This window comes from Plantibacter sp. VKM Ac-2876, assembly GCF_015350715.1.
Taxonomy (GTDB): Bacteria; Actinomycetota; Actinomycetes; order Actinomycetales; family Microbacteriaceae; genus Plantibacter; species Plantibacter auratus.
On sequence record NZ_JADKSI010000003.1, the window covers coordinates 751,219 to 776,375 of the forward strand.

23 protein-coding genes, 2 tRNA genes and 1 pseudogene are annotated in these 25,157 nt (G+C 67.3%); 16 read left to right on the plus strand and 10 right to left on the minus strand.

Features of this window, described 5'->3' with window-relative positions; all coding sequences use genetic code 11:
- Positions 1–21: 21 nt before the first annotated feature.
- Genes ITJ62_RS15975 through ITJ62_RS15985 form a run of 3 tightly spaced genes read right to left on the minus strand, consistent with a single transcriptional unit; the run spans position 22 to position 3,336 of the window.
- Positions 22–945, minus strand: coding sequence for a ribokinase (locus ITJ62_RS15975; RefSeq protein ID WP_194604167.1), 924 nt, complete (start codon positions 943–945; stop codon positions 22–24).
- 10 nt (positions 946–955) lie between these two features.
- Positions 956–2,392 carry an MFS transporter gene (locus ITJ62_RS15980; protein ID WP_370581959.1) on the minus strand — a complete coding sequence of 479 codons (1,437 nt, stop codon included), beginning with the start codon at positions 2,390–2,392 and terminating at the stop codon, positions 956–958.
- Entirely contained in the window at positions 2,389–3,336 is a 948-nt protein-coding gene (locus tag ITJ62_RS15985) for a nucleoside hydrolase (RefSeq protein WP_079003118.1), read from the minus strand. Before ITJ62_RS15985 ends, ITJ62_RS15980 begins: the two co-directional genes overlap by 4 nt.
- 150 nt (positions 3,337–3,486) lie before the next feature.
- Here ITJ62_RS15985 and ITJ62_RS15990 point away from each other — a divergent pair, with 150 nt between their 5' ends.
- The 3 genes from ITJ62_RS15990 to ITJ62_RS16000 all read left to right on the plus strand — a co-directional run bounded on the left by ITJ62_RS15990 (position 3,487) and on the right by ITJ62_RS16000 (position 6,773).
- Complete coding sequence (locus ITJ62_RS15990) at positions 3,487–4,566, plus strand: LacI family DNA-binding transcriptional regulator (protein WP_370581962.1); 1,080 nt, start codon at positions 3,487–3,489, stop codon at positions 4,564–4,566.
- A 111-nt stretch (positions 4,567–4,677) separates the two neighbouring features.
- Positions 4,678–5,712 carry a TadA family conjugal transfer-associated ATPase gene (locus ITJ62_RS15995; protein ID WP_194604170.1) on the plus strand — a complete coding sequence of 345 codons (1,035 nt, stop codon included), beginning with the start codon at positions 4,678–4,680 and terminating at the stop codon, positions 5,710–5,712.
- On the plus strand, positions 5,709–6,773 hold the full coding sequence (locus tag ITJ62_RS16000) for a type II secretion system F family protein (protein WP_194604173.1): 1,065 nt from the start codon (positions 5,709–5,711) through the stop codon (positions 6,771–6,773). The genes ITJ62_RS15995 and ITJ62_RS16000 overlap by 4 nt, the downstream gene beginning before the upstream one ends.
- A gap of 26 nt (positions 6,774–6,799) precedes the next feature.
- Here the strand turns inward: ITJ62_RS16000 and ITJ62_RS16005 are convergent, their stop codons facing one another.
- Both ITJ62_RS16005 and ITJ62_RS16010 read right to left on the minus strand, forming a co-directional pair.
- Positions 6,800–7,363 (minus strand): hypothetical protein, encoded by a 564-nt coding sequence (locus tag ITJ62_RS16005; RefSeq protein WP_228498541.1) that lies wholly within the window; start codon positions 7,361–7,363, stop codon positions 6,800–6,802.
- A complete protein-coding gene (locus ITJ62_RS16010; protein WP_194604176.1) occupies positions 7,360–7,710 on the minus strand; it encodes a PadR family transcriptional regulator in 351 nt (116 codons plus the stop codon). Before ITJ62_RS16010 ends, ITJ62_RS16005 begins: the two co-directional genes overlap by 4 nt.
- 175 nt (positions 7,711–7,885) lie before the next feature.
- Here ITJ62_RS16010 and ITJ62_RS16015 point away from each other — a divergent pair, with 175 nt between their 5' ends.
- Genes ITJ62_RS16015 through ITJ62_RS16025 form a run of 3 tightly spaced genes read left to right on the plus strand, consistent with a single transcriptional unit; the run spans position 7,886 to position 8,874 of the window.
- A complete protein-coding gene (locus ITJ62_RS16015; RefSeq protein WP_191941614.1) occupies positions 7,886–8,098 on the plus strand; it encodes a DUF4244 domain-containing protein in 213 nt (70 codons plus the stop codon).
- A gap of 45 nt (positions 8,099–8,143) precedes the next feature.
- Positions 8,144–8,455 carry a TadE family type IV pilus minor pilin gene (locus tag ITJ62_RS16020; RefSeq protein WP_194604179.1) on the plus strand — a complete coding sequence of 104 codons (312 nt, stop codon included), beginning with the start codon at positions 8,144–8,146 and terminating at the stop codon, positions 8,453–8,455.
- The gene (locus tag ITJ62_RS16025; protein ID WP_194604183.1) at positions 8,452–8,874 is read left to right on the plus strand and encodes an Rv3654c family TadE-like protein; all 423 of its coding nucleotides are present in this window, start codon (positions 8,452–8,454) and stop codon (positions 8,872–8,874) included. The genes ITJ62_RS16020 and ITJ62_RS16025 overlap by 4 nt, the downstream gene beginning before the upstream one ends.
- 19 nt (positions 8,875–8,893) lie before the next feature.
- Here the strand turns inward: ITJ62_RS16025 and ITJ62_RS16030 are convergent, their stop codons facing one another.
- The gene (locus ITJ62_RS16030) at positions 8,894–9,139 is read right to left on the minus strand and encodes a hypothetical protein (RefSeq protein WP_064294660.1); all 246 of its coding nucleotides are present in this window, start codon (positions 9,137–9,139) and stop codon (positions 8,894–8,896) included.
- 161 nt (positions 9,140–9,300) lie between these two features.
- Between ITJ62_RS16030 and topA the strand changes: the two genes are divergently transcribed.
- From topA to ITJ62_RS16060, 6 genes are all read left to right on the plus strand, one after another.
- On the plus strand, positions 9,301–12,156 hold the full coding sequence (topA, locus tag ITJ62_RS16035) for a type I DNA topoisomerase (RefSeq protein ID WP_194604528.1): 2,856 nt from the start codon (positions 9,301–9,303) through the stop codon (positions 12,154–12,156).
- A complete protein-coding gene (gene tmk, locus ITJ62_RS16040) occupies positions 12,153–12,788 on the plus strand; it encodes a dTMP kinase (RefSeq protein WP_194604187.1) in 636 nt (211 codons plus the stop codon). Before topA ends, tmk begins: the two co-directional genes overlap by 4 nt.
- 146 nt (positions 12,789–12,934) lie before the next feature.
- Positions 12,935–14,068 (plus strand): DNA polymerase III subunit delta', encoded by a 1,134-nt coding sequence (locus ITJ62_RS16045; protein ID WP_137243700.1) that lies wholly within the window; start codon positions 12,935–12,937, stop codon positions 14,066–14,068.
- Positions 14,069–14,077: 9 nt separating this feature from the next.
- Entirely contained in the window at positions 14,078–15,703 is a 1,626-nt protein-coding gene (locus tag ITJ62_RS16050) for an alpha/beta hydrolase (RefSeq protein ID WP_194604191.1), read from the plus strand.
- 13 nt (positions 15,704–15,716) lie between these two features.
- Positions 15,717–16,358, plus strand: coding sequence for a TetR/AcrR family transcriptional regulator (locus ITJ62_RS16055; RefSeq protein ID WP_228498543.1), 642 nt, complete (start codon positions 15,717–15,719; stop codon positions 16,356–16,358).
- A gap of 35 nt (positions 16,359–16,393) precedes the next feature.
- Positions 16,394–16,469: transfer RNA gene (locus tag ITJ62_RS16060), tRNA-Thr, on the plus strand.
- A 176-nt stretch (positions 16,470–16,645) separates the two neighbouring features.
- On the opposite strand, the gene ITJ62_RS19100 is transcribed toward ITJ62_RS16060, so the two are convergent.
- From ITJ62_RS19100 to ITJ62_RS16070, 3 genes and pseudogenes are all read right to left on the minus strand, one after another.
- Positions 16,646–16,858 (minus strand): tyrosine-type recombinase/integrase, encoded by a 213-nt coding sequence (locus ITJ62_RS19100; protein WP_370581964.1) that lies wholly within the window; start codon positions 16,856–16,858, stop codon positions 16,646–16,648.
- A gap of 17 nt (positions 16,859–16,875) precedes the next feature.
- A pseudogene (locus tag ITJ62_RS19105) lies at positions 16,876–17,016 on the minus strand (ParA family protein); the annotation flags it as partial.
- A gap of 2,161 nt (positions 17,017–19,177) precedes the next feature.
- On the minus strand, positions 19,178–19,459 hold the full coding sequence (locus ITJ62_RS16070; RefSeq protein WP_194604195.1) for a hypothetical protein: 282 nt from the start codon (positions 19,457–19,459) through the stop codon (positions 19,178–19,180).
- Between the two features lie 1,461 nt (positions 19,460–20,920).
- Here ITJ62_RS16070 and ITJ62_RS16075 point away from each other — a divergent pair.
- The 4 genes from ITJ62_RS16075 (at position 20,921) to ITJ62_RS16090 (ending at position 23,587) form a co-directional block, all read left to right on the plus strand.
- Entirely contained in the window at positions 20,921–21,841 is a 921-nt protein-coding gene (locus ITJ62_RS16075) for a DUF4238 domain-containing protein (RefSeq protein ID WP_194604197.1), read from the plus strand.
- Between the two features lie 215 nt (positions 21,842–22,056).
- Positions 22,057–22,752: a hypothetical protein gene (locus ITJ62_RS16080; RefSeq protein WP_194604199.1), complete on the plus strand. Its 696-nt coding sequence runs from the start codon at positions 22,057–22,059 to the stop codon at positions 22,750–22,752.
- 119 nt (positions 22,753–22,871) lie between these two features.
- A tRNA-Thr gene (locus ITJ62_RS16085) sits at positions 22,872–22,966 on the plus strand.
- Between the two features lie 114 nt (positions 22,967–23,080).
- Complete coding sequence (locus ITJ62_RS16090; RefSeq protein ID WP_194604201.1) at positions 23,081–23,587, plus strand: DUF6301 family protein; 507 nt, start codon at positions 23,081–23,083, stop codon at positions 23,585–23,587.
- A 22-nt stretch (positions 23,588–23,609) separates the two neighbouring features.
- Here the strand turns inward: ITJ62_RS16090 and ITJ62_RS16095 are convergent, their stop codons facing one another.
- Positions 23,610–25,034, minus strand: a complete 1,425-nt coding sequence (locus ITJ62_RS16095) for an MFS transporter (RefSeq protein WP_194604203.1) — start codon at positions 25,032–25,034, stop codon at positions 23,610–23,612.
- Between the last annotated feature and the right edge of the window lie 123 nt (positions 25,035–25,157).

A 25,157-nucleotide genomic window follows, 5' to 3' on the forward strand; every position in this document is an offset into this window, starting at 1 on the left:
GTCGACGCGGGACCTCGTGTCTCATCGCTGCTCGAGGAACGCTGCGAGCTGCTCCTGGTCGGGGTAGGACGCCTGGGCGCCGGCCCCGGTCGCCGCGTAGCTACCGACGGTCGAGGCGAATCGAGCCGCGTCGACGAGCTCGTCTCCGGCAGCGAGTCGCAGCGCGAGGGCACCCATGAACGCGTCGCCGCAGCCGGTGGTGTCGACGGCGTCCACCGTCGGCGACGGAACCGACGTCGGGTCGGCCTCGCCGTCGATCACGACACTGCCCGCGGCCCCGGTCGTGACGACGGCTCGTCGGATGCCGTGGCTGCGCAGCGCCGTGGCGACCGCCTCCCACCCGGCCTCCTCCGGGTCGACCCCGGCGAGGTCGGCCGCCTCGTGCTCGTTCACGAGGAGGACGCCGGTCGCCTGGAGCAGCTCCTCCGGCACCGGACCGTAGGGGGAGAGGTTGAGGAGCACGAGCGCGCCGGCCGCAGCGCCCCGCCGGGCCGTCTCGAGTACGGTGTCGATCGGCACCTCGAGGCACAGGCAGACGACGCCGGCGCCGTCGAGCGCCGACCACGCCTCGCCGATCCGATCCGGCGTGAGGGTGCTGTTCGCCCCGGGCGACACGATGATCGTGTTCTCCCCGGCGTCGTCGACGGTGATGACCGCGGTGCCTGTCGCGACGTCGTCACGTTGGGCGATCCGGGAGACGTCCACTCCGGAGCTCGAGAGCGACTCGAGCAGGAGGGATCCGTGCGCGTCGTCGCCGACCGCGCCGACCATGGTGACGTCGCCGCCGAGTCTGCCCGCGGCGACCGCCTGGTTGGCGCCCTTGCCGCCGGGGATGACGGCGAGTTCGGATCCCGTGAGCGTCTCCCCGGGCTGTGGGAAGCGTGCCGTGCGGACGACGAGGTCCGCGTTCAAGGACCCGACGACGACGATGCGTGGACTCTGCATGGTGACCCTCCTAGGCTGCCGAGGCGGTCTCGGCCGGACGGACCTCGGCGCTCGCGGGCTTCGGGATGAGGAACGACACCAGCAGGGCGACCGCGGTGATGCCCGCGCCGACCAGCATGGCACTCGTGTACCCGGCCGTCGACGTCCCTCCGGCGGGTGCGACGGCGATCTGCACGGCGGGGAGGACGACGAAGCTGAGGCCGGCACCCAGGTTGAAGGCGCCCGCGTTCAGCCCGGGCAGGAAGCCCGGGTTCTCCTTCGGCGACAGGACGATGCCGAGCCCGTTGAGCATGATGTTGCCGATGCCCGCGTATGTCGCACCGATGAGGACGGTCGTCGCGATGAGGACGGGAAGCGAGTGCACGCCGACGAGCGCCATGATGACGATCGAGACGATGCTGCCGATGAGGCCGATGCGGAGCACGTTCAGGTAGCCGAGCGTGGGCGCGAGACGACCGGCGAACGGGCCGACGAGCCAGCCGACGAGGGCGTACGGCGTCAGGAACGCGAGGGAGGCGAGGTCGGCCTCCATGCTGAACCCCGCGTCGGCGTTCTGGGCGATCGAGGTGACGAGGCCGTTGGCGACGGCGAAGACACCGGTCATGGTGAGCAGCGTCGTGAGCAGGAGCGCCCAGGTGCCGCGCTGGCGGAGGTACTTCGTGGCGACCAGTGGTTCGGCGACGCGGTTCTCCACGGTCCAAAAGATCGCGAACGCGACGAGGGCGACGACGATGAACCCGCCGACGAGCAACCAGTTCGCCGCCGCGAGCTTGCCGGCCTCGTTGAACGCGGTGAGCAATGCGGCGATCGACACGACGAGTGGGAGCACGCCCCACCAGTCCATCCTCGTGCCCTTCGAGGGCTGCGAGTTCGCGGCCCACAGGACGACGAAGACGATCGCGACGGCTGCGACGACGGCCATGGTCCAGAAGACGGACCGGAAGCCGTGGTTCGTGACGAGCCAGCCGCCGGCGAGGGCGTCGATCCCGGCGATGCCGCCGTTGACCGCGGTGATGAGGCCCATCATGGCGCCGTACCGCTTCGGGTCGGTGACCTCGGCGCGCAGCATGAGCAGGGTGATGGGCACGACCGGCCCGGACACGCCCTGGATGATGCGGCCGACGAACAGCATCTCGACGTTCACGGCGAGTGCCGCGACGACGGTGCCGACGAGCATGATGACGAGCATCGCGGTCAGGACGCGCTTCCGGCCGACGATGTCGCTGAGGCGGGGGAGGAAGACCGAGAACAGCGCCGCGGTGGTGAAGAACATGGTCTGCGAGAGGCCGATGGTAGCGTCGTCGGTCCGCAGTTCGCGGGCCATGCTGACGAGCGCGGGGCTCAGCATGCTGGCGTTCAACTGGAACGCGACGCACGCGGCGAGCAGCGCCGTCATGAGGGCGCCGATGCGGACGGCGGGCTTCGTCGAGTTCAGGAGGTCGCTCACAGTTCGATCTCCCCGATGTTCTCGAGGGCGTCGGTGACGAGGCCCCAGAAGCGTGCGTGGTCGAGTTCGGTCGCGGCCCAGGTGCTGCAGTCGTCCGGAGCCGGGCTGCGGAAGTCGGCGACCGTCATGCCGAGGGTGAGCGTGCCCGTGAGTTCGATGTCGATCGGCACCTTGACGGTCCGCACGATCGTCGGGTCGATCACGTAGGCGACCGCGCACGGGTCGTGCACGGGCGGGCTGTCGAAGCCCTGTGCGTCCTTGTAGGTGGTGCCGAAGAACTCGAGCAGCTCCTCGACGAAGCGCGCCGGTCCGGTGCCGATCGCGGCGATCCGCTCGACGACCTCCGGGGTGGCGAGGGCCTGGTGCGTGAGGTCGAGGCCGACCATGACGACGGGCCAGCTCTCGTTGAAGACGATGTGCGCGGCCTCGGGGTCGATCTTGATGTTGAACTCGGCCACCGCCGACCAGTTGCCGACGTGGTAGCCGCCGCCCATGAGGACGACCTCCTTGACGCGCTCCACGATGCGCGGCTCCTTGCGGGCCGCGAGGGCGATGTTCGTCAGACCGCCGGTCGGGACCAGGGTGATCTCGCCCGGTTCGTGCGACATGACGAGGTCGATGATGAGGTCGATGGCGTGCCGGTCGTCGAGGGCGATCGCCGGTTCGGGCAGGACGGGTCCGTCCATGCCCGATTCGCCGTGGATGTCCGGTGCGTTCTCGAGCGGGCGCACGAGCGGGCGGTCGGCACCGGCGGCGAACGGCACGTCGGTGATCCCGGCGATGCGGGCGACGGCGAGGGCGTTCCGGGTGACCTTCGGGAGCGTCTGGTTGCCGACGACGGTCGTGACGGCGAGCAACTCGATCTCGGGGTTGCCGTGTGCCAGGAGGATCGCGATCGCGTCGTCGTGGCCTGGGTCGCAGTCGAGGATGATCTTGCGGGGCATGGTTCTCCACATCGTTGGGGTGCTGGGGAAGCGGGCGACAGGGCACGTAAAGCGCTTCAGGTCCGCCGGGAGCAGCCTACGTCAAGCGCTTTAGGTTCGCCAAACCGGGTCGTTCGGCCCAGGGTTCCGCAGCCCCGATACGATCGACGGGTGCCCCTCGAACCGAACGATCCCCAGCCACGCGCAGCCCGTCGCGTGACGGCGGTGATGGTGGCGGAGCGGGCCGGGACGTCGGTCGCGACCGTGTCGCTCGTCGCCAACGGCAAGGATGCCGGTCACGTGTCGGCGCAGAACGCCGAACGGGTGCGCCAGGCGATCGCCGAGCTCGGCTACGTGGCCGACCACGCCGCACGGGCACTCGCGAGCGGGTCGAGCAACCTGGTCGTCTTCGTGACACCGGATGCGTCGAACCCCTACTTCGGTGCGGTGATCCGCGGGCTCAGGGCCGGCCTCGGTGATGCGTACCAGCTGCTCGTGTCGGTGACCGGGGAAGGCGACGTGCCCACGGCGGCGGCGCTCGGCCGACTGGCTGCCCTCCGACCGGCCGGGGTAGTGGTCGACGCGCCGAGCGAGGCCTTCCTGGAGGAGCTCCGGCTCGACACGGCGCTCGTGTTGCTCGACGCGCCCCGCCTCCCGACGACCACGGCGGAGGCGGCGTCCGGCGGCGTCGCCGTCGACCGACGCGCCGTCTCCGTCGACTTCGACCTCCTCGGCGGTGTCCGGGCGCTCCTCGACCACCTCCACGTCCTGGGTCACCGGCAGCTCGGGTACCTCGGTGGGCGGACGGCGACCGACACGTTCCTCCTGCGTCGACTGCTGCTCGAGCGTGAGGCCGCCGTGCGCGGGATGCGGGTGCACGCGGACGATCGCGCGGAGAGCATCATCGACCTCGAAGCGGCGGCCGCGGCGTTCGTCGACAGCTGGCCGCGGTGGCGCGACGCCGGGGTGACCGCGCTGGTCTGCGCGACCGACACGCATGCGTACGGGGTGCTGCAGTCGGCGCGGGCGATGGGCATGCCCGTGCCGGGGGAGCTCGCGGTGGTCGGGTTCGACGACCTGGCGTCGTCGGTCGTGAGCGACCCGCCGTTGACGAGTGTGCGGTTGCCCGGCGAGGCGCTCGGTCGCGCAGGCGCCGAACAACTCCTCGCCCGGATCGAGGGCCGGACGGTGGCACCTGCCCCGGTGATCGCTGCGGACCTCGTCATCCGCGCCTCGACGATCGGTCGCTGAGCCGCACTGAGGTTCGCCGACGACGCTCCACAAGCGAGGCCGGTCGCGTCAGCTTGCGAGGTCCGCGCCTCCGCGCCTCGGGGTTCGAGCCTGGGCTTCTACGCTCGCCGCATGTCCGATCGATTCGTCGTCTCCGTCCCGCCCGAGGCCACCCTTCCTGATCCGCCGGAAGCGTCGGCCGACGCCGAAGCCACGCGTGCGGGCGAGTCGCGCGGGGTCACGGCGCTCGCCGACTTCGGGGCTCTCGCTCCCTACCTCGCCGATCCGGGGGTCACCGATCTCTTCGTCAATGGTTCTTCGGGCCTCTGGCTCGACCACGGTGCCGGGCTCGTCCGCGAGGCGGGGTGGCGCTCCGATGAGGCGACCATCCGCGCGCTCGCGGTGCGCCTGGTGGCGAGAGGCGGGCGGCACGTCGACGAGGCGACGCCGTGCGTCGACGTGCGTCTGCAGGACGGGGTGCGGGTCCACGTGGTGCTCCCGCCGGTGTCGACGCGAGGGACGCTCCTGTCCATCCGGGTGCCGCGCGACGAGGCGCTGGGATTTGAGGCGTTGCAGGCCGCCGGGATGTTCCCTGCGGCGGTCGCCGAGCTGCTGCGTGAAGCCGTCGCGGCCCGGACGAACATCCTCATCACCGGTGCGGGTGGCTCCGGCAAGACCACGCTCCTCGGCGCGCTTCTCGGGCTCGCCTCGCCCGCCGAGCGGCTCGTCGTGATCGAGGACGTCGCGGAGCTGCGGATCCTCCATCCCCATGTCGTCGCGCTGCAGTCGCGCCAGGCCAACCTGGAGGGGGCCGGCGGTATCGACCTCGAACGCCTGCTGCGCGAGGCCCTCCGCATGCGTCCCGACCGGCTCGTCCTCGGCGAGTGCCGGGGGCCCGAAGTGCGCGAGCTGCTGTCGGCGCTCAACACCGGGCACGACGGCGGTGCAGGCACCCTCCACGCGAACTCCGTGACCGACGTGCCCGCCCGTTTGGAAGCGCTCGGTGCGCTCGCCGGCATGAGTCAGGAGGCCGTCGCCCGTCAGGCGACGAGCGCGATCGGACTCGTCGTGCACCTGGCACGGCTCCCGGTCGGTCGGCAGGTGGTGGCGGTCGGCCGCCTCCTGATCGACGAACACGACCGCCTCTCCGTCGAGGAGTTGCCGTGAGCGGGCTGAGGGTCCTGCAGCGGGTGCTCGCCGCGCTTCCCGGTGCGGCCCCGCCCGATGACGACGGCCCGGCACGCGTGGCGCGCACGACTCGTCGCCTGGCCGTGCTCCTGGGTGCCGGTGTCGCCCCCGGGAGCGCCTGGAGGCATCTGGCCCTGGAAGCGGACGCCGACGCACAGACCCGATCCGCCGCGGTGTCCGTCGGCCTCGCGACGGATGAACCGGACGACGAAGCCGGCCCGACGAGCGATCATCGAGCCGACGCGGCGGTGCTGTCAGCGGTGGCCGATGCTGCGGCCCACGGTGGCGACCTCCCGGCGGCGATCGCCGCCATCGCTGATCAGGAGACGGGTGCGGGCGCGCGCACGGCTTGGGCGGGCCTGGCCGCCGCCTGGCAGGTCGCTGCGATCAGCGGCGCGCCACTCGGTGTCTGTCTGCGCGACCTCGCCGGGTCGCTGCGCGAGCTGGACCGCATCGGTCGCGACGTCGGCACGGCGCTCGCCGGACCGTCCGCGACGGCGAGGCTGGTGCTCTGGTTGCCACTCGTCGCCGTCCTCCTCGGGATGGCCCTCGGCTTCGACACGCTGCGGACGCTCTTCGCGACGCCTCCTGGGCTCTGCTGTCTCGCGGCCGGCGTGGCGTTCCTCATCGTCGGTGCGCGCTGGAGTTCGGCGCTCAGTGCACGGGCGGCCAGGCGCGACCCCGCACCGGGGTTGTCGCTCGACCTCGTCGCCGTGGCGATGGCGGGTGGGGGAGCGGCGCCGGCTGCCCGGTCGATCGTCGAGGAGGCGTGCGAGCGGTTCGTCGTCCCCTACGACGGTGCCACGATCACGAGCGTCCTCGCGCTCTCGGCCAGGGCAGGCATCCCCGCCGGTGAGCTGCTGCGCAGCGAGGCGGAGCAGCAGCGTGATCAGGCGCGGTCCGACGGCGAGCGGGCTGCAGTGATCCTCGCGACCCGCCTCATGATCCCGCTCGGGGTCTGCATCCTGCCGGCCTTCCTCCTCGTCGGTGTGGCTCCGCTCCTCCTCAGCGTCGTCACCTCGACGACGCTCGGGTTCTGACGCAGACTCGCGGCGGAGCGGTCTGCTCAGTCGCGGGATCGAAGGAAAGCCCGCCAGACCCGTGCTCCGATGAGCACGGCGACGGTGATGATCACGATCGGCACGAGGATCCATGCGACGTCACCTGACCAGCCGACACCGATGCCGTCCTCGTTGGCGAAGGCGAGCACGTCGACGAAGAAGAACCGTGCGTGCGCCTCATCGAGCGTCGACTGCTCGACCACGGCGAGCATCCCGAGGGTGAAGAGGGCGAACGAGAACCAGTAGGCGAGGATCGCGATGCCGCCCCAGATGACCCCGATCGACCAGGTCGGTCGCAACCGGGCCGGGTCGTCGGCGTAGCGGGCGGCCAGAGCGCGTGGTGAGCCGAGGTCGGCCAGTGCGATCGTCATCGGTCGCCGATCGGTCGAGAGTTCGTCCCGGAGTGAACGGATGATCGAGCGGCGTTCCCGCCCCGTGACCACGGCCTCGAGGTGCCAGTCGAGGCGCTGCAGGTACGAGTCGCGTCGCCAGCGGTCCGCGAGGCTCAGTCCGCGTGCAGCGCGCTCGGCGAGCAGGTCGTCCGCTGTGGGGCGCTTCTGGTCGATCATGCTGATGCTCCTTCAGGGTCGATTCCTCGTTCGGCGATGTCGGTCATCGCCCTCCAGCGGGCGATGGCGTCGAGCCTCGCCGCGTCTCCTCGTTCGGTGATCGCGTAGTACTTCCGTGCTGGGCCGCCCGAGGAGGCGACCCGACGCGCGGTCACCAGTCCGTCGCGTTCGAACCGGCTGAGGACCGGATACACGACTCCGGTCGCCAGATCGGCGAGACCGAGGCCCCGGAGGCGTTCGACGAGCTCGTACCCGTAGGTCTCACCGCGGTGCACGGTGGACAGGATGAGCATCGGCAACACGCCCCGGAGGAGTTGCGAGTCGCGCGCCGCCAGCTGTTCATCCATGACTATTACTCAAGCATGAATAGCGGTCGGGTGCAAGGCGAGATCGCTCCACAACCGGCCGGTCGACGCGGCCCGTCACCGACGTCGGCTCCGCTCGCGCGTCGCTGGACGCGTTCGCCGAACATGGAGGTGTTCGTGCCACGAGCGCAGCACTCCGGTGCGGGGAAGGAACACCATGATCACGATCGGTCGTCGAGTCGAGCACAGCGTCAGGCGCGAGGTGCGGCGCGTCCTGCAGGACGAACGGGGGTCCGCCACGGCGGAGTACGCGGTGGCCACGATGGCGGCCGTGGGGTTCGCCGGGCTCCTCGTCGCCATCCTCCGCGGAGACGAGGTGCGGGGCATCCTCACCGACCTCATCCGACGAGCTCTGACGGCGAACGGCTGAGCCGTGCGGTTGCAGGTGCCGGCATGCCGTTCGGAGGACGGCGCGGTGACGGCGGAGTTCGCGGTCGTCGTCCCGGCCGTCGTCCTCGTGCTGGCGATGGGGCTCTCCGCGGTGCAGGTGGGGGTCACCCAGCTCCGTGCGACCGACGCGGCTGCGGACGCCGCCCGGAGTCTGGGGCGAGGCGACGACACCGGAATCGCGGCGGGTCGGGTCGCGCGCGTCCTGCCGGGAGCCACCATGACGAGTGGCATGGAGGGGGACCTCGTCTGCGTGCGGGTCGACGCCGTCGGCGGATCCGGCCTCGCCGGCGTCGTCCCGGTGTCGGCGTCCTCGTGCGCCATGGGTGGTGGCCGGTGAACGTGCAGCTGCGCCGTATCGCCCTCCGCGCGACGGAAGGCCTGCGCGACGAGACCGGAGCCGGGTCGGTCCTGGCGGCAGGCGTCCTCGGAGCCCTGATCGCCGTCCTCCTGGCGACACTGCCCGTGGTGACGCTCTTCGCCGCTCATCAGCGAGCGGCGAACGCGGCCGACGCAGCCGCGTTGGCGGCGGCCGACACCGCGTCCGGCAGGCTCCCAGGCTTCCCCTGCGAAACTGCTCGCATGGTCGCGGCGCGCAATGCGGCGTCGCTCGGCACCTGCAGCGTGGAGGGCGTCACCATCCTCGTCGACGCCACTGTCGACACGGCCTTCGGCGCCATCACGGTCGCCGCGAGAGCCGGACCTCCTCCAGATGCATCCGGCGCCGTCGTCGGGGTGCCCGTGACCGCCACCTATTAAGAGGTAGCGGTGAGAACGGTCAGCCCTGACCGGAGTCGGTCGTGAAGACCGCCTCCAGGAAGCGGTAGTCGACCGCGCTCGGGGCGCCGGAGTCGTCGTACTCCTCGCCGGTCGTCCGGGCGTACCGGTAGACCTTGCCGGCGGTGCCGCTCGGCACGTCGACGGTGGGCGTCGGTGATCCATGGTCGCTGAGTCGGGCGCTGATCGTCTTGCCCTCCAGTGGACCGTCGGTCAACTTCACGGTGTAACTCGTCTGGGTACTCATGGCAGACATTCTGCTCCGAACGCCGCAGAACGCAAGGGGTTGGACACGCGCGTGGCCGCCCCACGATTGGACAAGCCTGCTGTGCACGTGTGTATGGTGTGCCTGATGGAAGGAGCCTCGTGGCAGGCAAGAAACTCGTGATCGTAGAGTCACCGACCAAGATGAAGTCGATCGCCGGATATCTCGGTGACGACTACGAGGTGCTGTCCTCGGTCGGTCACATCCGCGACCTCATCGAGCCGAAGAACCTTCCCGCCGAGCTCAAGAAGGGCTCGCTCGGCAAGTTCTCGGTCGACGTCGACAACGGCTTCGAGCCGTACTACGTCGTCTCCGACGCGAAGAAGAAGACCGTCGCGGACCTCAAGCGCGCACTCAAGAACGCTGACGAACTCCTCCTCGCGACTGATGAGGACCGCGAAGGCGAAGCCATCGCGTGGCACCTCCTGCAGGTCCTGCAGCCCAAGGTCCCCGTCAGCCGCATGGTCTTCCACGAGATCACCAAGGACGCCATCCTCGCCGCGAAGGACAAGACGCGGCCCCTCGACACCGACCTCGTCGACGCCCAGGAGACCCGCCGGATCCTCGACCGTCTCTACGGGTACGAGATCTCGCCCGTGCTCTGGCGCAAGGTCGGCCCCGGACTGAGCGCCGGACGCGTGCAGTCCGCCGCCACCCGACTCGTCGTCGACCGGGAGCGCGAGCGCCTCGCCTTCCGCGCCGCCTCCTACTGGGACGTCATCGCCCGCTTCCTCCCCGAAGCCGACGCCACCGGAGCACCGTTCACCGCGCGCCTCGTCCGGCTCGACGGAGACCGCGTCGCCACCGGCCGCGACTTCGACGACCTCGGACAGCTCAAGGGCAGTGCCGTCCCGCTCGACGAACAGCGGGCCACGGCGCTCGCCGCAGCGCTCGAGCAGTCGAAGGCGACCGTCCTCTCCGTCGAGTCCAAGCCGTACTCCCGCCGGCCGGCGGCGCCCTTCACGACCTCCACGCTCCAGCAGGAGGCCGGTCGCAAGCTCCGCTTCTCCGCACGCCAGACGATGAGCGTCGCGCAGTCGCTGTACGAGAACGGCTACATCACCTACATGCGTACCGACTCGCCCTCGCTGAGCAAGCAGGCGATCGACGCGGCTCGGAAGCAGGCTGCTGCCCTCTACGGTGCCGAGACGGTGCCCGACAAGCCGCGCCTCTACAGCGGCAAGAGCAAGAACGCGCAGGAGGCGCACGAGGCGATCCGTCCCTCGGGCGACACCTTCCGCACGCCGTCCTCGCTCGCCTCGACGCTCCGCGGCAACGACTTCAAGCTGTACGACCTGATCTGGAAGCGCACCGTCGCAAGCCAGATGGCCGACGCTAAGGGCTCGACCGCGACGATCACGCTCGAGTCGAAGACCGACGTGGGCCGCGCAGAGTTCACCGCGTCCGGCACCGTCATCACCTTCCGCGGCTTCCTCGCCGCCTACGAAGAGGGCCAGGACGAGGACCGCAACTCCCAGGACGACGCGTCCGAGGCGAAGCTGCCGCCCCTCACCGAAGGCCAGCAGCTCGGCATCGAGGACCCGGAGGCGAAGGGGCACGAGACCTCGCCGCCGCCGCGCTACACCGAGGCCAGCCTCGTGAAGCGTCTCGAGGAGCTCGGCATCGGCCGACCGTCCACGTTCGCATCGATCATCTCCACGATCATCGACCGCGGCTACGTGACGCAGCGCGGCCAGGCGCTCATCCCCAGCTGGGTGGCGTTCAGCGTCGTCCGTCTCCTGGAGGAGTACTTCGAGGAACTCGTTGAGTACGACTTCACCGCTGAGATGGAGAACGACCTCGACCGGATCGCCGGCGGCTCGGTCGACCGCGTCGACTGGCTCAAGGGCTTCTACTTCGGCGACGACTCGGGTCGCGGCCTGCGTCAGGTCATCGACAACCTCGGCGACATCGACGCCCGCCGCATCAACTCGATCGTCATCGACGACGGGGTCACGCTCCGCATCGGCAAGTACGGCCCGTACCTCGAGGTCACGCCCGACGGTCCGCCGCCGGCCGAGGGTGAGGAAGCCCCGACGCCGCGTCGGGTCAACCTGCCCGAGGACCTCGCGCCCGACGAACTGACACCCGCGAAGGCGCACGAGCTCATCGACGCACCCGTCGTCGGCGATCGCGTCATCGGTGTGAACCCGACGACCGGCAAGGAGATCGTCGCGAAGGACGGACGCTTCGGCCCGTACATCACCGAGGTCGACCCGGAGCCCGAGGCGGAGCTCTCCGTCGACACGGCGACCGGCGAGGTGACCGAGCCGGCTGCGGGTGCCAAGAAGAAGGCTCCAGCCAAGAAGAAGGCGGCGGCCGAGAAGCCCCGCACCGCGTCGCTCTTCAAGTCGATGGACCTCGCGACCATCGACCTCGAGACCGCGCTCAAGCTCCTCGACCTGCCACGGGTCGTCGGCGCCGACCCCGAGTCCGGCGAAGAGATCCTCGCGCAGAATGGTCGCTATGGTCCGTACCTGAAGAAGGGCACCGACACCCGGTCGCTCACCTCCGAAGACGACATCTTCGCGGTCGACCTCGCCGGTGCCGTCGAGCTGTTCGCCCAGCCCAAGTACGGCGCCCGGAAGGCGTCGAGCGCCCTCAAGGAGTTCGAGGCCGACCCCGAGAGCGGGAAGCCGATCAAGATCAAGGACGGCCGCTTCGGTGCCTACGTGACCGATGGCGTGACCAACGCGACGATCCCGCGTGGCGAGCAGGTCGAGGACGTCGACTTCGAGCGAGCGGTCCAGCTCCTGGCGGACAAGCGCGCGAAGGGACCGGCGAAGCCGAAGGCCGGTCGCAAGGCTCCCGCGAAGAAGGCACCCGCGAAGAAGGCTCCGGCCAAGAAGACCGCCGCGGCGAAGACGGGGACCGCCAAGACGGCGGCCACGAAGTCCGCGACGGCCGCGTCGACCGCCCGTTCGGAAGCGGCGAAGAAGGCTGCCGCGACCCGCGCTGCGAACAAGGCGGCTGCGGCGAAGGCCGACGCCGTCACGTGAGCGAGGGAGGACGCCCCCGGGGCCTGTTCATCACCCTCGAGGGCGGCGACGGCGTCGGGAAGTCGACGCAGGCGCGACTCCTGAGCGACTGGTTCGAGCAGCAGGGGCGGACGGTCATCCGGACCCGTGAGCCGGGCGGCAGTGAGCTCGGCATCGAGATCCGCGAGATCGTGCTGCATCACCGAGGCGACATCAGCCCACGTGCCGAGGCCCTGCTCTACGCGGCGGACCGCGCACACCACATCGCCACCGTGGTGCGCCCGGCCCTCGCGAGGGGCGAGGTCGTCCTGCAGGACCGGTACCTCGACTCGTCGGTCGCCTACCAGGGCAGCGGGCGCGTGCTCGACGCCGAGCAGATCCGCGGCATCTCGCTCTGGGCCGCCGAGGACCTCCTGCCCGACGTGACCGTGCTCCTCGACCTGGACGTCGCGGTCGCCCGTGGTCGTCTCGACAACGCCAACAAGCGGTTCGACCGGCTCGAAGCCGAGGCGCAGGACTTCCACATCCGGGTGCGGGAGTCGTTCCTCGCCCTCGCGGCCGCAGAACCCGAGCGGTTCCTCGTCGTCGACGCCGCGCTGCCGCCCGAGCGACTGGCCGCCGACATCCAGGCCCGCATCGCGCCGCTCCTCTGAGCGCACGCCCTCCCGGTCCCTGAGCGCACACCGTTCCGGTCCCTGAGCGCATACCCTCCCGGTCCCTGAGCCCACACCTCTACGGTCCCTGAGCCTGTCGAAGGGCCCCGCAGGCTCACGTCGGTACCGCCCGGTATCGTAGACGCATGGCTTCCTGGACCGACTTGACGGGTCAACGCGACGCGATCGAGCTCCTCCAGTCGGCGTCGGACCCGGTCACGCCCAAGGGCCTCACCCACGCCTGGCTCATCACCGGGCCGCCCGGTTCCGGCCGGTCGACCCTCGCCTACGCGTTCGCCGCCGCGCTCCTCAGCCGCGAGCCCGGGGGCGACGACGTCACCCGTCGTCAGGTGGAGGCCCGCACCCACCCCGACCTCTCCGCGCTGAGCACCGATCGCGTCATCATCACGATCGACGAGGTCCGCGACCTCGTCCGGAACGCCTACCGCGCACCGTCCGTCGGCCGCTTCCGCGTCATGGTCGTCGAGGACGCCGACCGCATGACCGAGCGCACGTCCAACCTGCTGCTGAAGTCGCTCGAAGAGCCGCCGAGCAGCACGATCTGGGTGCTGTGCGCACCGAGCGAGGCCGACCTGTTGCCCACCATCCGGTCGCGCGTCCGCTCGGTCCGTCTCGGCGTCCCCACCATCGACGACGTCGCCGAGCTGCTGGAACGGCGTGACGGCGTGGCGCCCGAACTCGCCGAACGCGCCGCCCGTGAGGCGCAGAGCCACGTCGGCATGGCCCACCGCCTCGCGACCGACCCTGGCGCACGGCAGCGCCGCGAGTCCACGCTCCGTGCCGTGCTCGACATCCGGAGTGCGGGTCAGGCTGTCGTCACCGCTGGTCGCCTCCTGGAGCTGGCGGGCGACGACGCGAAGGCGTACACCTCGCTCCGCGACGAGGCTGAGCGGGAGAGCACCCTGCGCTCACTTGGCGTGGAACCCGGTCAGTCGGTCCCGCCGGCCCTCCGTTCGCAGGTCCGGGCGATGGAGGAGGACCAGAAGCGGCGCGCCACCCGCAGCCTGCGCGACGGCCTCGACCGGATCATGGTCGACCTGCTCTCGCTGTACCGCGACATCGTGCTCCTGCAGCTGGGGCACGACGCCACGATCATCAACCGTGAATTGCGTCCGGAACTCGAGGAAGCCGCTCGCCGGACGACGCCTGCGGTTACGATCGAAACCTTGGAGGCGATCTCCGTCGCCCGCACACGAATCGAAGGGAACGTCGCCCCGGCGCTGGCCTTGGAGGCCATGCTCGTGTCGGCGGTCCGGTAGGGAGCCTCTGTGACTTCGCCCAGGCAGCAGCCGTCGGACTCGACGGGATCGACCGGTACACCCCGTCGCAGGGGCCCCGGTGCGCGCCGTACGGCGCGGGTCGCCCTGGTGGCCGGTCTCGCGGTCGCGGCGCTCACCCTGAGTGGGTGCGTGACCGCCTTCCTGCCACCGAAGGCCGCTGAGCCGACGACGTCGTCCTCGTCGCCGGCGACGAGCGACGTCGACGCCGAGCTGAAGCCCTTCTACGAGCAGAAACTCGACTGGAAGACCAGTGGCTGTGCCGACGGCTTCGAGTGCGCCACGGCGAAGGCGCCCATCGACTGGGACAACCCCTCGGACGGCGAACTCTCCCTGGCGCTCGTGCGGCACCAGGCGACGAACGGCAAGGCGATCGGCTCGCTCTTCATGAACCCCGGCGGCCCGGGTGGTTCCGGCTACAGCCTCGTCGCCGACAGCCTCGATTTCGCGGTCGACAAGGACCTCCAGGAGAACTTCGACGTCGTCGGTTTCGACCCCCGCGGTGTCGGTAAGTCGACGCCCGTGACCTGCCTGACCGACTCCGAGATGGACGCGTACCTGTACGACGTGACGCCAGGGAAGCGCGGTTCCGACGAGTGGATCGCCGCGAACGAGAAGGCCGCGAAGGACTTCGGCGACGCGTGTGCGGAGGAGACGGGCAAGATGCTCGAGTTCGTCGACACGCAGAGCGCCGCGAAGGACCTCGACATGCTGCGCGCCGCCGTCGGCGACAAGCAGCTCTACTACCTCGGGTACTCGTACGGCACCTTCCTCGGCGCGACCTACGCGGAGCTCTTCCCGAAGAACGTCGGGCGCCTCGTGCTCGACGGTGCGATCGACCCGTCGACGTCGAACTTCGAGGTCGTCAAGGAGCAGGCCAAGGGCTTCGAGAGTGCTCTTCGCGCCTACCTCGAGGACTGCATGACGGGCAAGGACTGCCCGTTCAAGGGCTCCGTCGACAGCGCGATGACCGAGATCAAGACGCTCCTCGACGAGGTCGACGCGAACCCGATCCCCGGTGACGACGGACGCGAGCTGGGCGGCAACACGCTGCTCACGGCGATCATCTACCCGCTGTACCAGGCCGATGCGTGGCCGTACCTCAGCAAGATGTTCGCCGAGGTCATGCAGGGTGGGACCGACATCGCGTTCCAGTTCGCCGACGGCTACAACGGTCGCAACGAGTCCGGCAAGTATGCCGACAACCAGACCGAGGCCTTCAACGCGATCAACTGCCTCGACTACAGCTACGACGACGACAAGACGAAGATGGCCGACGAGGCCAAGCAGCTGGAGGAGGCGGCTCCCGTGATCGGCGAGTACATGGCCTACGGCGACACGTTCTGCGCCAACTGGCCGTACCAGACGCGGACCGAGCGTGGAGAGATCCACGCGAAGGGTGCTGCGCCGATCCTCGTCGTCGGGACGACGAACGACCCGGCCACGCCGTACGTCTGGGCGCAGAACCTCGCGGAGCAGCTCGACAAGGGTCAGCTGATCACCTACAAGGGTGAGGGGCACACGGGCTACAACAAGGGCAGCGACTGCGTGAACCAGGCAGTCGATCAGTACCTCATCGACGGCACGGTGCCGTCGAAGGACCCGATGTGCAGTTGACGGCGGGATCCTGATGACCATGATGGCGCCGGCTGAACTCGGGCTCCGCGAGCGGAAGCGGCTCGCGACGCGTCGGGCGATCCAGCATGCGGTGCTGACGCTCGCGAGTGAGCAGGGGCTCGAGAACGTGACGGTCGAGGAGGTGAGCCGTCGGGCGGAGGTCTCGCCGCGGACCTTCTTCAACTACTTCGGGACGAAGGAGGAGGCGCTGATCGGCGATATCCCGCTGATCCCGGACGGCGACGCCCTGCATGCCTTCCTCACCGCGGGGCCCGCGACCGACGTACTCACCGATCTGGGGGAGCTCCTGGCCCGCACCGTCGGTGACGCCGACGAGGACGTCGAGATCCACCATCTCCGCAAGGACGTCCTGCGCGACCACCCGCACCTGCTGGGAGCACGGATCGCGAGCATGCGTGGCTTCGAAGAGGGCCTCTACAAGGTCGTCGAGCGGCGGGTGCTGAACGACGACCCGACGCTCGCGGAGGACGCCGAGGCGCTGTTCGACCGCTGCTGGATGGTGACGATGGTGGGCTTCGCCGGCCTGCGTCATGCCTGGCGCTGCTGGGCCGATGCGCCGACACCCGGGTCCCTCGCCGAGCGGATCCGTCGTTCTTTCGCCGAGCTGTACACGACGGTCCAAAAGCTGCGCTAACATGGATACTCGTGCGCCGGGCGACCAGCGCACGCGCCGCCCTAGCTCAGTCGGCAGAGCATCTCACTCGTAATGAGAAGGTCAAGGGTTCGATTCCCTTGGGCGGCTCCACCAGCATCACGCGGCCGTTGCCCTGGAACACCCAGGTCAGCGGCTCTTTTCGTGTACACTCACAGGCCCGTTCGACCGGCCGAACTGGGCGACAGCTGCCGGATGGGCGCGAAAATGTAGCAATGCATGTAGCAACGACGCCGCGAACGGCAGCGAACAACGGCGAACGCGCATGGTCATTCCGGTCCTGCGGCGGGGGAGTCGAGCGCGGCATTCATCGCGTCTGAGGCGTTCCGAAGGGTCGTCGGTGCGACGTGGAAGTAGATGTCGGAAGTGATCGCCATGTTGGCGTGGCCAAGGATCTCCATGACCGAGCGCATCTGCACGCCTTGGGCCAGCAGGAGAGACGCGCAGGTGTGGCGCATGTCGTGGAACCGAACGCGGCGCACATTCGCCGGCCGAGCACACTCGTCGCGTCAGACTGCGGATCGAGGTCGATGACGAGGACACGTCTGCCGCATTGAACGAGTGCATCGGCTTGGCCGAGGACGACCGTGGTCTTGCCGACCCCGCTTTTGCGAGCGCCGATGGCTTGGATACGAGGCATAGGTTGACGTCCGTTCGAATGGAGAGTCGGATGGTGGGATTGAAGGTAGGCCGTCAACACGTCATGACGGATTGACCGAGCGAAACCCTCCGCCGGAAGCGTGGAGTGCAATCGACGGCGACCTCAGCCGGCACCGAGCTGCGTGCGACGGACGTGCACCAAGCCGTCGAGCGCAGCGTCCTCCGTCTCGTACGCGCCGGCCGGCGCGAGGAGTTCGCCACTGCACAACGTGAGGACGAGGAAGGCGATGTGGCGGCGCGAGCTCGGGTTTCGGATGTTGCCCGGGCGGGCTCGACGTGAACGTGTTCGTGGATGCGCTCGACGTGGTCGAGGTTGATCCACTGCCACTCTGCGGCTGCTTCGAAAGGCAGCCCTGCATCGGTGAACGCGCTGAGCATCATGCGGGAGAAGCGTGTCATTCGGTCTCCTGTTCGTCGTTGCTTCGAACGTAGGGAGACGACGTCGAGCGATCGGGTGGCACCTGTCGGACTGTGGATAAGTTCCGGCTTAAGGCGCCTGAGGATTGTTTCAGCCCAACGTCTAGGCGCAATCTGCGGCGCAGGAGGAACAGTGCTGCCTCTCAACCCGCCGCCTTCGTCCCGCCTTCAGCGCAATCTCGCCTGGCAACGCGACTGGGATTCTGGGCGATCTGCCGCCTGCGCAGTCGATGCAGGCTTTGGCTGGTTCAATGAGTGCCACGGTGTCGCTATCCGGCATCGTTGCGGCGTTCTCTGGCCACCTACCCGCGTGATCAACTAGCCTTCGCTCAGCGTCAGTCATAGTGGGGCTCAACATGTAGTAGGTGCTGCGGGCCGGGATAGAGCTGTCGCACCGATCAGCTACCGCGTTGCCGTAGCCGTGGGTCGGCTTCGGAGGAGGAGAAGTATGCAGAACCGTTTCACGGCACTCGGGAGTTCACTAGCAGGAGGGCGAGGCAGTGCTGCACCTGGCGAGGCCATCGTATGGCAGTCCCTAACCGCGAACGGGGATCCTCTTCCACGTCGCACTTTTGTCGTCGACGTCGGTCAGACAAAAGTGATGGGAGCAAGGGTATCGCAGCACCTGCCAAGAATAATCGTTCTGACTCACGACGACGGCGATCATATTGGGGGATTTGATCATGTCGACGAAACTGCGCTTTCAAAACTCGAGGAATTATGGGTGCCCTTTGAGTGGGGCGCGCTCCTGTTCACCTTGGCTCGCGGGCTGGACCAAGGCTCGCCGGGATTTTCAGATGATCCGTCGGTGGATAATGTCGAAAGGGTTGTCGAGAGGCTTAAGGCTGCGCGAGAACAAGCCGACGTCCGGACTGAGATCCTAGATTCGACGAGCGAGATATTGCGAAATCGTGCAGAGCTTGCACGCGAAGCGGTCGCGATCTTGCGTTCCACAAGCGGCCAGAGAGAGCTCTTCGGGAGTCTATACGTCAAGATGAACCGGACCCCGGCTGGACGTCCGCCCGGCGCTCCCAGGGATGTGGCTGAGCGGGCCCTTGAGCGGGCGGAAGCTCTCATTCGGATCCTCGGCCGTGCTTCGAAGTCGGGAGTCTCAATCAGGTTTTTCAGTGTCGATATCGACCGCAGCGAGCGGCGCAGTTCTTGGGCGGTGTCGGGCTATCCAGGTGAGATGACGATCATGAATGCGGTAGAGGTTGGGACTCCAAGAACCTGGGGGGAAAGTTCGATTCAGTTCGTCGCTGGTCTGTTGACCCTCACCGTGCAGAATCAGCGCGCTCTCTGCACTCTGCTGTGGTCGGCTGATGGCTCGCGAGGGCGAGCCGCCGTATGGAGTGACTCAGCCGGTGACTGGTTGCCGGCACGAAATTACGCGCCGCTGAATCAGATCCAGATATCATCAGCGCCTCACCATGGGTCCCCAACTAAGAAGCATGATCGCATTTGGCATTCACTTGCAGGTATTCGCCGTAGTTTATTCGTCGTCTGCGCCGGGGGAAATGGCAGCCAAAAGGGTGTGCACGCCTCCTTCCTTGCCATTGAGGCGCAGCGACGAGGATGCACCCGTTGCAGGCACGGCTCGCCTCGTCCCCGCGGTGCGCAAGATGTGGTGATAAATCTAGGCTCCGAAGGCGCGTGGGCTCTGGAACCGGCCTGCCCAATTTAGACGAATGCGACCACATGGCTCTGTGTGGGGCGTCTTTAGGTTAGCGCGGATCGGTTGCCTCAGCCGTAACTCTCGGAACGCTTCCGAAGCCAGACCGCTCAAGTTCTTCCAAGCCACAGGTTTCGCGCACCGTATAGAAGACGACGTCGACCTCGGGAACCCCGTGTACCGTCCAAAGCCTGAACTGCTTATCGGGCAATGTTTCAACAATCCACTCGGCATGGATGTGGCTGTCGGAATCTATCTCAGTCTCAAGGTACACGCTTAGGTCTCCGGCGTCTGTGAAGTACACAAGCGCTATTTTTTGCCTAGAGTCAGTCATAACTTGACTGTACTATCGTGCCGGTGAAGCGGGACTCTCTGAGGCCATGTCAATGGCTACAGAGCGGTGTCAAAGGGCTGAACGGCATCCGCTTGAGGCGTGATCTAGGTGGCCTCCAAGTCGCCCCAATCCATCGTGGGGCTGTGGCCTCCGCCGCGGTCTGCCCGGCGGGTAGGTTGCTCGGCCTCTCGGCGCCGTTCCGCATCGACAGCCAGCTGGAGCGCGCGTGCTCGGGTCATTCCGACCGGGGTGACCGTTCCGCGCTTGTAGGGTCCGGTCGTCGGCTTGGGTCGTATGGCGGGGTCGATCCGTGAACGGGACGCGAAGATCTTCCGGCGTTCGTCCGGCGTTGGGCGGCCCGGCTCCGGATGGAGGAGCCTCCGCAGTTGTTCGCCACCGTGCCGCTCCTGAGAGAGCGCGTCAAGCCGGGCGGGGCTTGCCCGCCTCAAGGCCGAGAAGAAGCTCTTGGCGCGCTGCTCAGCGAGTCGCTGTTCTGCCGTCGATGTCTCGTTAAGGCGGGTCGGTGGTTCGCAGAGAAAAGTCTGAGTCGAAGCCAGTAAGTGTCATGACTCAACGGTTGCTTGAGTTGCGAATGCTCAAGTATCCCAAGGCACTCGCGAAGCAGGCTCAACGGGGAGGATTTCCAACCCTCCAGGTGCGTGCTGTGCATATGGAAGTCCAGTCCGTTAATTGCACGCACGCTCGCACAAGATACGGAAAAGTTGAGAGCTCCATTGTTGTGGACGATGGCCTCTCCGAGCTTGAAAGGACTCGTCTGCCGAAGCTCTTGCTGGATGTGACGGAAAGGGCGCCCCTGTCCAAGAACGGACTCGAGGTGAAGTGTGTCGTGATATCCATTGCCGAGGCTGGCGTCAAGTTTGGTGATAATGAGGCGTCCATCTACGAGAGGCCGAGCTTGGTACGCCGAGAAGAGGCTTGCTGGAGTGACGCTAGAGGATTGGATTCGCGATGCAGGTACTTTCACCGTTGTTGCGATCATCTCTCCGCTTTATGTCTAGCAGTCACTCGAAGAGTCTCTCTGAAGACCATTTCAAGCATTGCCAGTCCGAAATTCGGCGTCCTACGGTTCGGGCGATAGTGATACGCGGACGATTAGCGAAGCTCTACTGATCCTCGAGAGCGAGGGATGCGCACGTCATCGTGGACCAATTCAAGGTTCGGCAGGTCGCACCTGGCTTCGGAGCAAATCTATGGCGAGTACCTAGGTGCCTCGCCCCGCCGCACAGTCTCGGAGGATGAATGGTAGAGACGCTATGTCCGCTTCGCGATGCTCTAGAACGTGAAGAGTGCTCCTGTTCATCGTCTAGATGCTTGCTCGTCCGCCGGTGTGATGGGGTAGCTTGTGTCGACGGCCTCGATGAGAGACCTCGAGAGCACACCCAAGGTACTTTGTTGGTTGCGAGGAGTGGCATGTCTGGGAGGCCGAAGAGGCACCACACGGTGCCGCGGTTCTATCTTGATGGCTTCGCGGACGGCGACATGCTGCACGCGGTGAATGTCCGGGATGGCACCGAGCACAAATCTAATGTTTTGAATGCAACCGTGGAGTCCCACTTCTACACGGCTTCGCACCATCCCACTGACCCTGATGCCTTCGAAGCCTCGCTCTCAGTGGCCGAGGGCACCGCGGCTGGCATCCTGCGTTCAATATCCGAGCGTAACTGGCCCCTCAGTGTCAGCGATCGCTCCGCGCTCGCGCAGTTCGCCACGCTCCAAGTCCTGCGTGTGCAGGGTCAACGTCGTCAAATGCACGACGCCCTTGGCTCTATTCTGCGAGAGCTGGCGGCCAAGGATCCTGCAGAGTTCGACCGGGTCGTCTCACTGCCAGGCGCCCCGGAAGGCGTCGATTTCGCCAGCGGTGAGGTGCCGGCGCTCGTCTCATCGGCCGTGCACATTCAGCAGATTACGATGCTGATTCCCGAACTGGTTGGTCACCTGCTTCACCGTCACTGGGCTCTGGTCAGATTCGACGAGCCATCGCTCATTACATCCGATGAGCCTCTCACCCCAATTCCGAATCCGCAAGAGAACCACAACGAGGCACTGGGACTCGAAAACTCCTGGGCGCTACTTTTCCCGCTGGCGCGTGATCTCGCACTTGTGATGTTTCGGTCTCCCCTCGACTTACCAGGGACTCCGGTGGGTCAGCGGATTGTCGAGGGTGGCTTCGACTACGTCCGCCACGGTGACCTAGCCTTGCGCGACGTCTTCAACGCCAACACAGTAATGCACGCGTTTAGATTCGTGTTTCTCCATCCTGACGACGTGCATTTAGTGCCGCCAAATACCATCGAGCTCTCCCAGATGGGAGGTCGTACTGATTTCTCCGACCTCTCTGGGGATGTCGGGCCGGCGCCCTAGGAAGCTCGGCTGCGGAAGTGCGCGGAGTACCAGGGCTTTGCGAGGGATGCTCGCGATGGTTGAATGGTGCCATGGAGCTACCGCGGTTCGAATCCGAGTTCGAAGATTCAGTGCTACCGAAATTCGAGGGTGCCCCAGCCACGCATGCTGAGGTGAGAGTAGGGGCGGATGCGGAAACTCCGTGGACGCAAATGTCGGTTCTCTTGGGAACAACAGTGATCCAAGCTGTCCAGAGCTTCTATCTGGCGAAACGATCCATGCACTACTTCAGTGACCTTCTGGAAGCTGACGATCGAGTCGGTATGGCGATCGGGAACATCAACAAGCGGTTGCTCCGGTTGGCGGTGCTGGACATAGCCGGGCTCAACGATGGCGGGCTGGCGACCAAGGACCCGGGAGACAGCCGGACAGCGTCGTTGCCCGCAGTTCATCGACGCATGATGGGGCGTCTGACCGACGCCAAGGCGTCTGCTGCCGAGGTGGCTTCCTTGCTTGCGCTGCAGGCTGACATCAACCCGGGTCGTCACGCGCCGTTACTGTACGTGCGTCACCTCCGGAATAAGTGGGCTGGGCACCCGTCTTTGGACCGTCGGTTCGACGCGTGGGCAAGTGCTGACAAAGAACTATCCCTTGCGGCGGTGGAGGCTGCCTTGGCGCGATTAGTCAACAACACTCATGACACTGCGGAATTCGCGTCCTCCGTTCCTGCGTTGCAGGATTTCCTCCAGCCTCGGGCGGTGCCAAATTCCGACGGATCCATTCCCATGGACTTCGACTTGAGTAGCGTCATATTGTTGGCAGGGTTGATGCGTGACTCTGCCGGATACGAGGCCCGTGCCCTCCGCGCTCAGATTACAGGCGCGAGCAGATTCGAGCGTTCGGCCCACACAGAGGCTTACGCGCCTGAGTAGGTACGAGAAGTGTGCCGAAACGGGTCCACGGCGCGGCTTGAATCACCGATCCTCGCTCGCACCAGGACAGCAACGTGCGTGGGGCTAGGTACACGACTGCGGAAGTGGCATCTTCAAATGCCTGGTCACACGGTACTGGTGCGGACTGCCGTGGACTCCATCGCCCTCACTCGTAATGAGAAGGTCAAGGGTTCGATTCCCTTGGGCGGCTCCACCAGCATCACCCGGCCGTTGCCCTGGAACATCCAGGTCAGCGGCTGTTCTGGTTTTCGGGGCGCTTCCTCGTCCGCCGCCGAATCCGGTGCGGAGACAGCCGTAGGATGACCTGATGGGTGCACTTGCCAGAGCCACGGACGCACAGATCGATGCCGTCTGCGAAGCCTTCACGTCGGTGTCGTGGCCGCTCGGTCGCGACGACTTCAAGGCGCTCGCGGAGCGTCTCGGGTGGCAGCTCAAACTGGAGACGTCGAGCGGTGTGCAGCACCGTTCCGGGTATCCCGTGAACCTACCCACTGTTCGTTCGCTCGTCGCAGATGAAGCGATCGCTCAAGTCGTGATCGCGGTCTCCGACAAGAGCGACGACCCCGGCGCGCTGCGGAGCGCCGCTCAGGAGTTGCAGTCGGCGCTGAGCGGGCACCTTGGACAGCCCTCCGGCTCCCAGGCCGGCGACCCGTACTGGGAACTGGCGAACGGCGGCAGGATCTGGCTGAAGACGGTTCCCAAGAAGGTGCTGCTCGTCGTCGAGGGGCAGCGGTTCGCGGACGTGGAGCGGGGTGAGGAGCGGCTGGGCATCGACCCCGGCCGCACGCCGGGCGCTGGCGACGACACTGACTGATCCCGTCTGGTCGACTGCGGCGTCATGACGACCCGTCCGTCGGCCTGATGAACACGCTCGCGATCGCGGTGAGGAGGATGAGCACCGCGGCGATGCTGAGGCTGAGTTGCAGCCCGGCGACGAAGCCCGTCGAGCCCGTGAGGAGCGCGCCGAAGACCGCGATGGCGACAGCACCGCCGAGTTGGCGGAAGGTGTTGAAGACCGCGCTCGCGGTGCCGGCGCGCGATGCCGGGACGCTCGCGAGGACCACGGAGGTCACCGGGGGCATCGCCACGGAACCTCCCGCGGCGGTGAAGCACGCGAACAGGCCCACCCAGATCGGCGACCCCAGGTTCGCGGTGGCGACGGTGCCGACGAGCCCGACCACCATGAGGAGCAACCCCGACACGATCGGGACGCGCACCCCGAACCGGTTGGCGACGGTGCCACTGACGATGTTGCCGACGACGGCGAAGACGGCCGACGGGAGGAACACGAGTCCCGCGAGCAGCGGCGGCAGTCGGAGCTGCTGCTGCAGGAACAGACTCAGGACGAACACCGTCCCGAAGTTGCTCACCATGAACGCGAATCCGACGGCGAGGGCGATGCGCATCCCGCTCGATCGGAACAGGTCCAACGGCATCATCGGGTGCGCGCTCCTGGCCTGGATGACGAGGAAACCGAAGATGCCGATCAGCGCGACGCCGAGGCTGGCGACCACGACGGGACTGCCGAACCCGTCCGCCCCGCCCTCGATGAGTCCGAACACCAGCGCCGTCGCCGCGATGAGCCAGACGAACTGTCCGGCCCAGTCGAACGGCTCCGGCCGTGAGGAGGATGACGCGACCGTCCGGAGCAGGAGGATCATCATGATGCAGACGGGCAGGTTGATCGCGAACACCAGTCGCCAGTCGACGGTCGTCAACGCGCCGCCGAGGACCGGCCCGAGTGCGGTGGCGACCGCACCGCCGACCGCCCAGACGCCCAGTGCGCGAGCGCGCTCGCGACCTCCTGGGAACGCCTCACGGATGAGCGCCATGGACGCCGGCAGCATCAACGCAGCACCGGCGCCCTGCAGGGCCCGAGCGGCGATGAGCACACCGATCGACGGGGCCACTGCACACGCGATCGACGTGACGAGGAAGACGGTGATGCCGACGCCGAACGCCCGTTTCGCGCCGAACCGCTCCGAGAGGTTGCCGGCGAGGAGCAGGAGGGCCGCGAACAGCACCGTGTAGGCGTCGATCACCCACTGCAGCGATGCCGTCGTTCCGCCGAGGTCTCGCGCGATGCTGGTGAGCGCGATGGTGACGATGAGGATGTCGAGGGTGATCAGGAAGAACCCGAGCGCAGCCAGCAGCAGCGTCAGGCGTTGTCGCGGCTTCCGGCCTGCACGGTCGGCGAGGCCATCGTCCGAGGTCGGTGACGACACGCGGTGTGCTGCCGCGTTCCCGTGGTCGATCTGCATCCCTCGATCACACACCACCGGCGACGAAGCAGGGATACTCCGCCAGGGCACGTCTCGGGGCGGCGCGAGCACGGGAGACGCTGCGCGCCTGCCCGGGCGGTCTCCACGAGGTCGATGATGGGT

Excerpts from the sequence above, each read along its gene's own strand:
- ITJ62_RS16055 (WP_228498543.1), top strand. The coding sequence starts at position 15,717 with ATGACCATGATGGCGCCGGCTGAACTCGGGCTCCGCGAGCGGAAGCGG.
- ITJ62_RS16045 (WP_137243700.1), top strand. The coding sequence starts at position 12,935 with ATGGCTTCCTGGACCGACTTGACGGGTCAACGCGACGCGATCGAGCTC.
- ITJ62_RS16010 (WP_194604176.1), bottom strand. The coding sequence starts at position 7,710 with ATGGATGAACAGCTGGCGGCGCGCGACTCGCAACTCCTCCGGGGCGTG.
- ITJ62_RS16095 (WP_194604203.1), bottom strand. The coding sequence starts at position 25,034 with ATGCAGATCGACCACGGGAACGCGGCAGCACACCGCGTGTCGTCACCG.
- topA (WP_194604528.1), top strand. The coding sequence starts at position 9,301 with ATGAAGTCGATCGCCGGATATCTCGGTGACGACTACGAGGTGCTGTCC.
- ITJ62_RS16030 (WP_064294660.1), bottom strand. The coding sequence starts at position 9,139 with ATGAGTACCCAGACGAGTTACACCGTGAAGTTGACCGACGGTCCACTG.
- ITJ62_RS15985 (WP_079003118.1), bottom strand. The coding sequence starts at position 3,336 with ATGCCCCGCAAGATCATCCTCGACTGCGACCCAGGCCACGACGACGCG.
- ITJ62_RS16090 (WP_194604201.1), top strand. The coding sequence starts at position 23,081 with ATGGGTGCACTTGCCAGAGCCACGGACGCACAGATCGATGCCGTCTGC.
- ITJ62_RS15995 (WP_194604170.1), top strand. The coding sequence starts at position 4,678 with ATGTCCGATCGATTCGTCGTCTCCGTCCCGCCCGAGGCCACCCTTCCT.
- ITJ62_RS16070 (WP_194604195.1), bottom strand. The coding sequence starts at position 19,459 with ATGACTGACTCTAGGCAAAAAATAGCGCTTGTGTACTTCACAGACGCC.
- ITJ62_RS16015 (WP_191941614.1), top strand. The coding sequence starts at position 7,886 with ATGATCACGATCGGTCGTCGAGTCGAGCACAGCGTCAGGCGCGAGGTG.
- ITJ62_RS15975 (WP_194604167.1), bottom strand. The coding sequence starts at position 945 with ATGCAGAGTCCACGCATCGTCGTCGTCGGGTCCTTGAACGCGGACCTC.
- ITJ62_RS16005 (WP_228498541.1), bottom strand. The coding sequence starts at position 7,363 with ATGATCGACCAGAAGCGCCCCACAGCGGACGACCTGCTCGCCGAGCGC.